10 protein-coding genes and 1 pseudogene are annotated in these 11,296 nt (G+C 65.0%); 1 reads left to right on the plus strand and 10 read right to left on the minus strand.

All coding sequences use genetic code 11. The annotated features are described in order from the left end of the window. Positions 1 to 160: 160 nt before the first annotated feature. From QZY67_RS10540 to QZY67_RS10570, 7 genes and pseudogenes are all read right to left on the minus strand, one after another. Complete coding sequence (locus QZY67_RS10540; protein ID WP_295370159.1) at positions 161 to 1,573, minus strand: aminopeptidase; 1,413 nt, start codon at positions 1,571 to 1,573, stop codon at positions 161 to 163. 93 nt (positions 1,574 to 1,666) lie between these two features. After that, a pseudogene (gene coaE, locus QZY67_RS10545) lies at positions 1,667 to 2,203 on the minus strand (dephospho-CoA kinase); the annotation flags it as partial. A gap of 21 nt (positions 2,204 to 2,224) precedes the next feature. After that, complete coding sequence (locus tag QZY67_RS10550) at positions 2,225 to 3,250, minus strand: L-threonylcarbamoyladenylate synthase (protein WP_295370138.1); 1,026 nt, start codon at positions 3,248 to 3,250, stop codon at positions 2,225 to 2,227. 183 nt (positions 3,251 to 3,433) lie between these two features. Continuing rightward, entirely contained in the window at positions 3,434 to 3,703 is a 270-nt protein-coding gene (locus QZY67_RS10555; RefSeq protein ID WP_294534586.1) for a hypothetical protein, read from the minus strand. A 29-nt stretch (positions 3,704 to 3,732) separates the two neighbouring features. Then, positions 3,733 to 4,800: a peptide chain release factor 1 gene (prfA, locus tag QZY67_RS10560; protein WP_295370142.1), complete on the minus strand. Its 1,068-nt coding sequence runs from the start codon at positions 4,798 to 4,800 to the stop codon at positions 3,733 to 3,735. A 1-nt stretch (position 4,801) separates the two neighbouring features. Continuing rightward, entirely contained in the window at positions 4,802 to 5,500 is a 699-nt protein-coding gene (locus QZY67_RS10565) for a YdcF family protein (RefSeq protein WP_295370145.1), read from the minus strand. Beyond that, entirely contained in the window at positions 5,497 to 7,398 is a 1,902-nt protein-coding gene (locus tag QZY67_RS10570) for an ABC-F family ATP-binding cassette domain-containing protein (protein ID WP_295370148.1), read from the minus strand. Before QZY67_RS10570 ends, QZY67_RS10565 begins: the two co-directional genes overlap by 4 nt. Positions 7,399 to 7,484: 86 nt before the next feature. Here QZY67_RS10570 and mtnA point away from each other — a divergent pair, with 86 nt between their 5' ends. Then, positions 7,485 to 8,504: an S-methyl-5-thioribose-1-phosphate isomerase gene (gene mtnA, locus QZY67_RS10575; protein WP_295370150.1), complete on the plus strand. Its 1,020-nt coding sequence runs from the start codon at positions 7,485 to 7,487 to the stop codon at positions 8,502 to 8,504. On the opposite strand, the gene murF is transcribed toward mtnA, so the two are convergent. From murF to QZY67_RS10590, 3 genes are all read right to left on the minus strand, one after another. Further along, on the minus strand, positions 8,505 to 9,896 hold the full coding sequence (murF, locus tag QZY67_RS10580) for a UDP-N-acetylmuramoyl-tripeptide--D-alanyl-D-alanine ligase (RefSeq protein WP_295370152.1): 1,392 nt from the start codon (positions 9,894 to 9,896) through the stop codon (positions 8,505 to 8,507). It abuts the gene before it with no gap. 42 nt (positions 9,897 to 9,938) lie between these two features. Further along, on the minus strand, positions 9,939 to 10,991 hold the full coding sequence (locus QZY67_RS10585) for a D-alanine--D-alanine ligase (protein ID WP_295370155.1): 1,053 nt from the start codon (positions 10,989 to 10,991) through the stop codon (positions 9,939 to 9,941). Between the two features lie 78 nt (positions 10,992 to 11,069). Continuing rightward, on the minus strand, positions 11,070 to 11,296 hold a 227-nt coding region (locus QZY67_RS10590; RefSeq protein WP_295370157.1), incomplete at its 5' end, for a hypothetical protein.

Consider the following 11,296-nt stretch of genomic DNA (forward strand, 5'->3'; position numbering starts at 1 on the left):
GCAAGGCTTCCGGGGCATTCGATTCCACGCGAGGCGGGCGGCTGCCCCCTCGCGCTCCCCCGCCCCGACACAGCCCGATTCTGTTCAACCAAGGTTTTTCGACACGCTGAAATGGGCTCCGCATACGTATGCGGAGCCCATTTCTCATTCCGGTTGCTTTTTACTTTGCCTCGAATACCGCCCGCATGCCCTTGTAGGTCATGTAGCAGTCCAGCTTGCTCACCGTCTCATAGGGGGCGTGCATGGAGAGCACGGGCACGCCGGCATCCAGCGTGTCGATGTCCCGCTCGGCCATGTACACCGCCACGGTGCCGCCGCCGCCCTGGTCCACCTTGCCCAGCTCGGCCATCTGCCACACCACGCCTGCCTCGTCCAGAATCCGGCGGGTGTAGGCCACCAGCTCGGCGGAGGCGTCGGACGCGCCGGCCTTACCACGGGCGCCGGTGTACTTGCACAGGCCCATGCCGCGGTTGATATAAGCGCTGTTGCGCCTCTCAAAGGCCTCGGCAAAGTTGGGGTCGTAAGCGGCGCACACGTCGGCGGACAGGCAGAAGGACCGCTCATAGCAGGCCTTCAGGGACACCTGCTGGGCGTCGCACAGGTCGCTCATAAAGGTGTCGAAGGCGGCGGACTTCATGCCGGACACGCCCTCGGATCCAATCTCCTCCTTGTCGGCCAGCATGCACACGGCGGTGCGGGTAGGCGCACCGTCCAGGGCGAAGAGGGCCGCCAGGGCCGCATAGCCGCACACCCGGTCGTCGTGGCCGTAGGCGCCGATAAGAGAGCGGTCAAAGCCGATGTCGCTGGCCCGGAAGGCGGGCACGGCGGTCAGCTCGGCGGAGATGAAGTCCTCCTCCACGATGCCGTACTTCTGGTTCAGCAGATCCAGGATGGCCAGCTTTACCCGCTCAGAGCCCTCGTCGTCCTTGAAGGGGCGGCTGCCCACCAGCACGTTCAGGCTCTCGCCGGGGATGGCCTCGGCCAGAGGCTTCTTGCTCTGCTCCGCCGCCAGGTGGGGCAGCAGGTCGTCCACAGTGAAGAGGGGATCCCCCGCGCCGGCGCCGATGGCCACCTTGATGACGCTGCCGTCCTTCATGGCGATGACGCCGTGGAGCTCCAGGGGGATGGTCACCCACTGGTACTTGCGGATGCCGCCGTAGTAGTGGGTCTTGAGGAAGCACAGCTCGGTGTCCTCGTAGAGGGGGTTCTGCTTGATGTCCAGGCGGGGAGAGTCGATGTGGGCCGCACCGATGTTGACGCCCTCGCTGAGGGGGGCGGTACCCACCACGGCCAGCATCACGGCCTTGCCCCGGTTGACCCGGTAGAGCTTGTCACCGGGCTTGATCGCCATGCCCCGGACAAAGGGCTTGAAGCCCCGCTCCTCGGCCTGGCGGACGGTCTCGTCCACGCACTCCCGCTCGGTCTTGCCCGCGTCCAGGAACTTCTTATAGTCCTCACAGTAAGACTTCATAGCGGCCTCGTCCTCCGCCGTCAGGCGGTCGTAGCCGTTCTTGGGCTGATAGAGCAGGGCCTCGCGCCGCAGCTCCCCCACTGTCTTCTGTTTCTCGTCCATGTTATTTCCTCCTTGCTCAGAACGGGATTCCGCTCCGAGTTTCAGTATTTTCTCAAACAGGGCCTTTGCCTGCCGGGCAAACGCCGCCTCGTCTCCGGTATTCTCCAGCACCGCAGTGCAGTTGGCCCGGAAAAAGGCGTCGCTCTGCTGGGCCTTCACCCGCATGCGGGCATATTCCTCCGAAATGCCGTCCCGGGCCATGATGCGCCTGACCCGCGCCTCCGGCGGGGCCAGCACAGCCACCACCGTGTCGCACAGCCCACCCAGGCCGCTCTCGATGAGGGCGATGGCGTCCACGGCGGCCAGAGGCCGCCCCTCCGTCCCGGCGGCGCGGAGCAGCTCCTCCACCCGACGGCGGACATACCGGTGGGTGATGGTATTCAGGTCGGCCAGCAGGGCCTCGTCCTGAAAGACCAGGGTTCCCAGCTTCTTTCGGTCCAGCCGCTGTTCACTGTCTAGGATACCGCTTCCGAAGCGTTCCGTCAACTCGTTTCTCATAGGAGCGCTCTCTTCCAGCAGCTGGTGGTACACCTGGTCGCAGTCGATGACGCAGCCCCCAAGGCCGGTCACAGCCCGGAGCGCGGTGGTCTTCCCCGCCCCGGTGGGTCCGGTAATGCCGATGATCTTCATGGTTCTCGCCGCCCCGGTCTGTTATGGAGTTTCATTCAGGTCCACGATATGGAACCCGGCCGCCTTGTTCAGCCGGTTGGACACGGCCAGGCCGATGCCCCCGTCGTCGGGGCACTGGGCCCAGATCTCAACCGCTTCGGTGCTGTCAAAGTACCGCAGGGCGTCAAAGACCCGGCGGGCCTGCTCCTCCTTGTCACCGGCGGGGCCCATGGTCTCCACCAGGTGGCCGGGAAAGTCCCCGGCGAACTCGTCAAAGCAGATGACCCCGCTCCCGGACCCCAGGTGGTCCCGGATGTAGGCCGCGGTCCTGTCCGCCGGCCCCTTCACCACCGTCACCGGCGCCTTGGGGGCGTAGTGGCGGTACTTCATGCCCGGCGCCCGGGGATGCTCGTCCCTGCCCATGAGGCGGGTGACCGCCTGGTCCACGTCCACCTCTCCCAGGGCGTCCCGGAGCTGCTCCAGGGTTACGCCGCCGGGCCGCAGCAGCCGGGGGGGCGTCAGGGTCAGGTCGATGATGGTGGACTCCACCCCCACCGTGCAGGCTCCCCCGTCCACAATGCCGTCAATCTTCCCGTCCATGTCCTCCAGCATGTCGGCCGCGCTGGTGGGGCTTGGCCGGCCCGAGGTGTTCCCCGAGGGGGCCGCCACCGGCACGCCCGCCGCCGCGATAATGTCCCGGGTCACCGGGTGGTCCGGGCAGCGCATGCCCACCGTTTCCAGCCCGGCGGTCACCGCGTCGGGCACAATGGGTCTGCGCCGGAGAATCATGGTCAGGGGGCCGGGCCAGAACCGCTCCGCCAGGGCATAGGCCGCGGCGGGGATATCCTCACAGTACCGCGCCAGCCAGTCCGCGGAGGGGACATGGAGAATCAGCGGGTTGTCCTGGGGACGCCCCTTGGCCGCGAAGATGCGCTCCACCGCCTCCGGGTCCAGGCCGCTGGCCCCCAGGCCGTAGACCGTCTCGGTGGGGATGCCCAGCAGGCCCCCCCGCTTCAGGATCTCCGCGGCCTCCCGGATGTCCTGGGCGGTCAGTCGTTGTGTTATCACGCTTGTTCGCCTCGAAAATCAGAATTTCAGTTCCAGCCGTCGGTGCTCCGCTCCGTGCAGGCCTGGATCAGGCCCAGGATACCGGCGGCAATCAGCACCGCGCCGGTCAGAATGTTCAGAATCGCAGTGGCCTTTTTCATCGCTTGGACTCCTTTCCTGTCTTGCCGCGCCTCCGGCGGGTTGTCAGCCGTAGATGTTGGTGGCCATGCCGGCCAGCTCCAGAGCGGTGTCACTGGGGAAGCCGGCGCCGCACAGATAGCCCCGCACCGCCACGATGCAGTGCTTGGGGTTCACCCGCTCGTCCTCCAGCTCCAGCTCCAGATAGTGGCCGTTCTCATCCTCCCCGGAGCCGGTGAGCCAGCCGTCGTCCTCCAGCAGATTGGCCACGGCCAGCTTAAACTCCTCCTGATCCATCCCCTTGGGCAGTCCGGTGTAGTGAATCAGCATCTCCATTGTAAAAATCTCCTTTCGCGGGACGTCCTTCAGTCCGCCTCTCCGCTCTGTTTCAGCCGCTCCGCCTGGTCGGCGGTAATCAGGCTGTCGATAATCTCGTCCAGGTTGCCGTTCATCACGTCCTCCAGCTTGTAGAGGGTAAGGCCGATCCGGTGGTCGGTCAGGCGGCCCTGGGGAAAGTTGTAGGTGCGGATGCGCTCGTTGCGCATACCCGTCCCCACCTGGCTGCGCCGTTCCTCGCTCCACTGGCTGCTCACGCGCTGCTGCTCCGCCTCGTAGAGCCGGGAGCGGAGAATCTGCATGGCCTTGTCCCGGTTCTGGAACTGGCTGCGCTCCTGCTGGCACTCCACCACCATACCGGTGGGTTTGTGGATAAGCCGGACGGCGGAGGAGGTCTTGTTGACGTGCTGCCCGCCGGCGCCGGAGGAGCGGAACACCTGCATCTCGATGTCCGCCGGGTTGATGTCCACGTCCACCTCCTCAGCCTCGGGCAGCACCGCCACCGTGACGGTGGAGGTGTGAATCCGCCCGCCCGACTCGGTCTCGGGCACCCGCTGCACCCGGTGGACGCCGCTCTCGAATTTCAGGCGGCTGTACGCGCCCGCACCCTCTACCGTGAAGGAAATTTCCTTTATGCCGCCCAGCTCTGTCTCATTCAGGCTGGCTACCTCCACGTTCCACCGCCGGGCCTCTGCGTACATGGAGTACATCCGGTAGAGGGAGCCGGCGAACAATGCCGCCTCCTCCCCGCCCACGCCGGCCCGGATCTCCACGATGACGTTCTTGCCGTCGTTGGGGTCGGCGGGCAGCAGGAGAATCTTTATCTTCTGCTCCAGCTCCTCCGCCTCCGCCTTGGCCTGGGCGAACTCCTCCTGGGCCAGCTCCTTCATGTCCGGGTCGGACATGAGGCTCCGGGCCTCCTCCATATCCTGCCGCCGCCGCATATAGTGCCGGTAGGTCTCCACCAGAGGCTCCAGCTCGCTGTGCTCCTTGTTCAGTTTTGCCACCAGCGCCGGGTCGGCGTAGGTCTCCGGGGCGTTGAGCCGGGCCGCCAGGTCCTCGTAGCGGAGCTCCAAACTTCTAAGCTTATCCAGCATGTTAACCTCCCTGCGCCGTGCGGCCGTCCGCAGCCACGGAGGCGGACGCCTGAATTTGCGGGATCTCCCGGTCAAAGAGGAAGGACTTCACCAGCGCCAGGGGCTCCCGGAAAAACATGCTGATCCGGGAGGGCAGGTGGCTGGAGGGCGCGGCCAGGGTGGACACATGCTCATACCCAAACCGCTCCGCCAGCATCCGGGCCCGGGTCAGGTGGAACCCGTTTGAGACAATGAGAATTTCATCCTCCGCCGGGTCAAGGGACAGGGCTTCCAGCAGCTCCAGGGAATAGCCCAGATTCTCGGCGGTGTTGTGGGAGTTGTCCTCCAGATAGATGTATGCGTCGGAATAACCGGCCTGGATCAGGTAGTCCGCCATGGCGGCGGCCTCGCTCACCGGCTCATCCCGCCCCTGGCCGCCGCTGACGATGACCGGGATGGGGCTGTCCAGGCCGCCCAGATAGTCCAGGGCTGTGTCCAGCCTGTCCTGCAGCAGCTGGGAGGGGCCGCTCTCCTCCACCTTGCAGCCCAGGATAATCGCCGCCCTGGGCGTTCCCTCGATATGGGTCGTCTCCCCGGCGTACACGATGGCGGCCAGAATGGCAAAGCAGATAAGCCCCAGCCCAATCAGACCAATCACAATCCGCAGAAGCGGATGGGGCTTTTTCCCGCCGTAGGGGCGGTATGCGTTCTGCTGTCTCATCCCTGGGCCTCCTCCAGCTCAGCGGCCAGCTGCTCCCACTTGGCATACAGGGCGGCAATCTCGTCCTCCAGCGCCTTCTGCTCCTCGTACACCTTCTGGAGCTCCAGGTAGTTGGAGGCCACCTCCTCGGCCCTGAGGGACAGCTTATACTGCCGCTCCTCCGCCTTGGCCACCGCCCGCTCCGCCGCCGCCACCTGCTTCTCCAGCTCCTTGGTGCCGCCGGGGCGCCTGGGCTTCTCCTTCTTGGGCTTCTGCTCCTGGGCCGGAGGGGCGGCCTTGGCCTGGGCCTGCTTCCGCTCCCGGGCGGCCTGGAACTCCTGATAGGTGCCCTCAAAGTCGGTGATATGCCCGTCCTCCAGCATCCAGATGCGGGTGGCGAAGCGGTTGATGAAGTACCGGTCGTGGGAGACGAAGAGCAGGTTGCCCTCGTAGTCCTCCACCGCCTCCTCAATCCACTCCCGGCTGGCCACGTCCAGGTGGTTGGTGGGCTCGTCCAGAATCAGCAGGTTGATCTTCTCGTCCATCAGCATGCACAGCCGCAGGCGGCTCTGCTCGCCGCCCGACAGGGCGGACACCGGCTTGAACACGTCCTCTCCCCGGAAGTTGAAGGCGGCCAGCCGGTTGCGGGCGGTCTGGGTGGAGCAGTCCAGGTCGTAGATCATGGTATCCACCAGATTCCGCTCGGGGTGGGAGAAGTGGATAATCTGGGGCAGGTAGCCGATTTTCACCGTGGGGCCCATGCGGATCTTGCCCTCGCTGGGCGGCTCCTCCCCCATGAGAATTTTAATCAGGGTGGATTTTCCGGTGCCGTTGTCGCCCAGCAGGGCGATGCGCTCGCCCCCCTCCACCAGCAGGTTCACGTCGGAAAACAGGGTCCGGCCGTCAAAGCGCTTGGCCAGTCCCTTGATGACCATCACCTCGTCGCCCCGGAAGTCCCGCTCACCAAAGCGGATGTCCAGCTTCCGCTCCTTCCTGGGCTTGTCGGTGGTGCGCATGCGCTCAATGCGCTTCTCCATGGACTGGGCCCGCTTGAAAATTTTGTCGTTTCCCGAATAGGCCCAGATACGCAGCTGCTCGGCCGCCTTCTCCAGCTGGCCGATCTTGGCCTGCTCCTTCTCGTACTGCTTGAGCTGCTCCTGGTAGCGGCGCTCCTTCTCCACCACGTAGAAGCTGTAATTGCCCTCGTAGAACTCGGCCCTGCCGTCCACGATTTCAATCACCCGGCGGACCACCTTGTCCAGGAACCACCGGTCATGGGAGATGGCCAGCACCGTGCCCTTGAACTTGTCCAGGTACTCCTCCAGCCACTCGGTGGCCCGCAGGTCCAGGTGGTTGGTGGGCTCGTCCAGCAGGAGGATATCGGTGTCCTCCAGAATCAGGCGGGCCAGGTTCACCCGGGTCTTTTCCCCGCCGGACAGGGCGGAGAAGAGCTGTTCCCGCATGGACTGGGGGATCTCCAGGCCGTTGCACACCTTGTTGAGCTCGGTGGCGGTGTCGTACCCGCCTTTGGCCTCAAATGCGGCGGACAGCTCCCCGTACCGCCGCAGCAGGGCCGGATCGCTGTCCTCCCCCATTTTTGCGGTGAGGGCGGCCATCTCCTCCTCCATCCTGTGGAGCTTGGAGAAGGCCGTGCTCAGCACGTCCTCCACGGTGTACTCCGGCGGATAGACCGGGATCTGGGAGATGAGGCCCACCGTCTTGCCGGGAGCGGTCATCACCTGGCCGTCATCGTAGTCCATCTCGCCGGTGATGATCTTGAACACCGTGGTCTTGCCCGCGCCGTTCTTGCCCAGCAGGCCCACCCGCTCTCCCTGGTCCACCTGGAAGGTCAGGCCGTCCAGTATTTTCTTGCCTACCTCAAACTCCTTGGTCAGGTTTGAGACGGATATATCTATCATTTCTTGTCTCCTGTCAGTCCTTTGTGCTACAATTAACCTATATCGCCGGCCGCCCCACGGGGCCGGCCCGCTTAGGAGGCTGCGCTATGGATGCGATTCGATGGGAAGGAAATACACTTTACCTTCTTGACCAGACAAGGCTTCCCGTCCACGAGGACTGGATCGCCTACACCGATTTCCGGGCTGTGGCCAGGGCCATCACCGACATGGTGGTGCGGGGCGCCCCCGCCATCGGCATCACGGCGGCCTACGCCTACTGCCTGGCCGCCCTGGCGCTGCGGGACGCGCCGGACTTTGCCGCCGCCATGGAGGAGGCGGAGCAGGTGCTCGCCGCCAGCCGTCCCACCGCCGTCAATCTGTTCTGGGCCCTCCGCCGCATGGCGGACTGTCTGAAGGCCAACGGCGGCACGCCGGAGGCTGCGGACGCCCTCATCCGGGAGGCTCAGGCCATTCACCGGGAGGATGTGGAGATGAACCGCGCCCTGGGCGGCTTCGGCGCGGCGGTGGTGCCCGCCCACGCCCGCATTCTCACCCACTGCAACGCCGGCAGCCTGGCCACCGGCGGATACGGCACCGCGCTGGGCGTGGTGCGCTCCGCTTTCAGTCAGGGTAAAGTGGATATGGTTTACGCCGACGAGACCCGTCCCCTGCTCCAGGGGGCCCGCCTCACCGCCTACGAGCTGGTGAAGGACAACATCCCCTGCACCCTCATCACCGACAATATGGCCGGCTTTCTCATGGCCCAGGGCAAGGTGGACCTGGTGGTTCTGGGCTGCGACCGGATGGCCGCCAACGGGGACTTTGCCAACAAGATCGGCACCTACTCGGTGGCGGTCAACGCCCGCTACCACGGCATCCCCTTCTACACCGCCCTGCCCTCCTCCACCATCGACCTGTCCATCCCAGACGGCAGCGGCATCCCCATTGAGGAGCGCCCCGGCCAGGAGGTGACCCATCCGGCGGGGGTTCAGACCGCGCCCGGGCAGATACGCACCTGGAACCCGGCCTTTGACGTGACTCCCCATCAGCTGCTCACCGGCATCATCACCGAGCGTGGGGTTATCTACCCGCCCTTCCGGGAGAACCTGGCCAAGCTCTTCGGCTGACTAGGGTTCCTGAGTGATCTGCTTCAAGTACTCTGTCAAATCTTCAAACGCCATGCCCCGGGAGGCCTTGACCAGAATGGTCGCGTGTGGTTTCACCACCTGCGCCAGGACGGGCAGGGCCTCCTGCTTTGTGGCGCAGTAGTGGAGCTCCGGCACCCCGGCTTCGGCCGCGGCGTCATAGATGTGTTTTGCCAGCTCTCCCACGGCCACCAGGCAGTCGATGCCCGCCTTGCCCAGGTAGGTGCCGATGCCGGCGTGAAGGGCGGGAGCCAGGGCGCCCAGCTCGAACATATCCCCCAGCACGGCAATCTTCCGCTCCCCGTGGGTCTTGGAGAGCACCTCCACCGCCGCACGCATGGACTGGGGATTGGCGTTGTAGGTGTCGTTGAGGATGGTGATATCCTCCCCGCGCTGGATGATATTCATGCGCATCTTGGTGGGGGCGAAATGGAGTACGCCCCGGCGGAACTCCTCCGCCGTGACGCCAAAGTGCTCCGCCACCGCCGCCGCCATTAAGGTGGGGTAGATCATGTGGCTGCCCAGGGCGGGAATCTCCACCCGGCAGCTGGTGTGAGGGGTTTTTATTTCACAGCACACGTTGGACGTGCCGTCGCTCACCAGGTTGTCGGCGGTGTAGTCCAGCCCCGGCGCGCCGCCGCACCAGAGGATGGGGCCGGGCAGTTTGCCCTCCAGGGTGCGCAGCAGCGGGTCGTCCCCGTTGAGCACCGCCAGGCAGCCCGGCATGGCATGGCTGAAAATCTCGCACTTGGCCTTGAGGATGTTCTCCCGGGAGCCCAGGTGCTCAATGTGGGAGTCTCCGATGTTGGTGATGAGGCATACGTCGGGCTGGGCGATGGCGGACATGACCTCAATCTCGCCGGGGTGGTTCATGCCCATCTCCAGCACGGCGATCTGGTAGCTCCTGTCCAGGCGGAACAGGGTGCGGCAGGTGCCGATGTCCGTGTTCAGGTTGCCCTCGGTCTTGAGCACCTTGTAGTGCTCCCCCAGGACGGCGGCCACCATGTCCTTTGTGGTGGTCTTGCCCACGCTGCCCGTCACCGCCACCACCGGGATGTCGAACTTCTTCTTGTACCAGACGGCCAGCTCCCGGAGGGCCCGCTGGGTGTGGTCCACCCGGATGTAGCACTTGCCGGGCAGGTAGCTCTCCCGGTCCCGCTGGGTGAAGCAGGCCGCCGCGCCCCCCTCCAGGGCCGCGGTGATGTAGGCGTGGCCGTCGAACTGCTCGCCGATGAGGGGGATGAAGAGGGAGCCCGGGTGGATGGTGCGGCTGTCCGTCTCCACCCGGCTGATCTCCAGGTCCAGGTTGTCAAAGTCGCCCAGAATCCGGCCCTTTACCGCCGTGAGAATATCCCGTATGGTGATCGGTTCCATATGCTTCTCCTTGTGTCCAGTCTTTTTCTTACACCGTATCCACTACCGGCCCTGCTTCCGCGCCGCCAGGGATGCGTCCACAATGCGCTGGCACAGCGTGTTGTAGTCAATCCCCACCGCGGCGGCCTCCTGAGGCACCAGGCTGGTGGGGGTCATGCCGGGCAGGGTGTTGATCTCCAGGAACCAGGGCTCCCCGTCGGCGTCCAGGATAAAGTCAGCCCGGGAGTACACCGACAGGCCCAGAGTCTCATAGACCCGCACGGCCGCGTCCCGCAGCTTCTGCTCCGCCTCGGGGCTGATGTCCGCCGGGCAGACCTCCTCGGCCGCGCCGGGCTGGTACTTATTCTCATAGTCGTAGAACCCCTGCTTGGGGATGATCTCAATGGAGGGCAGGGCCTTATCCTCCAGGATGGCCACCTGGAGCTCCCGTCCCTTCACATACTGCTCCAGCACGGTCCGGCCGCCCAGGGCCAGGCCGCCGGTGAGGGCGGCGCGGAGCTCCTCCGCCGTGTGGGCGATGGACACGCCGATGGAGGAGCCGCTGGCCACCGGCTTGACCACCAGGGGCAGGCGGGCGCTCTCCACCAGGGAGTCGATGTCGCCGGCGGTGTAGGACACGGTCTTCCAGCCGGGGGTGCTGACCACATCGGATACCATCCGCTTGGTCAGGTCCTTATCCATGGCGATGGCGCTGCCCAGATAGCCGGATCCGGTGTAGGGGATGCCCATCAGGTCAAAGGCGGCCTGGACCCGGCCGTCCTCGCCGCAGGCGCCGTGGAGGGCCAGGAATACCAGGTCGGCCATGCCGCACAGCTCCAGCACGCCCGGGCCGAACATGCTGTCCCCACCCTCGGTGCGGCTGGCCTTCACCGCCGCCAGGTCGGGGGCCTGACGGCTCACCCGCTTGTGCTCCTCGGAGATGGGCGCGCCGAAGAGCGCGGACAGCGCCGTCCCCTTCTCCTTCACGCCGAAGTACATATCCACCAGCGCCACCTCATGGCCCAGGCTGGTGAGGGCCTCGGCCACCATGGTGCCTGTGGACAGGGATACATTCCGCTCCGGCGAAAGCCCGCCGGCCAAAACAACGATCTTCATTATCGGAAACTCCTCTCGGAACAGTCTCTCTCATGTCTACGCATTTGGAAAATATTATAGCACTTCCTCCGCCAATACTCAACCGTTTTCTCCCCGCAGCCGGCGGTCCGTCGAAAATTCCCCTGGAAATACAGCGGCCCTCCGGGCAAACGCCGGAGGGCCGCTCAGGCTGTCGAAAAAGTGGCTTCCGCCACTTTTCCGAAGGGGCTTCATGAAATTTTCACCTCGATTTCTGATGAAATTGTCGGCAAAAATTTCATGAGAAGTGTCATTTTCGAGGCACATGTCCCCGAAAATGACGGATT

Origin of the sequence: uncultured Pseudoflavonifractor sp. (assembly GCA_904419835.1) — a bacterium.
Classification (GTDB): Bacteria; Bacillota; Clostridia; order Oscillospirales; family Oscillospiraceae; genus Pseudoflavonifractor.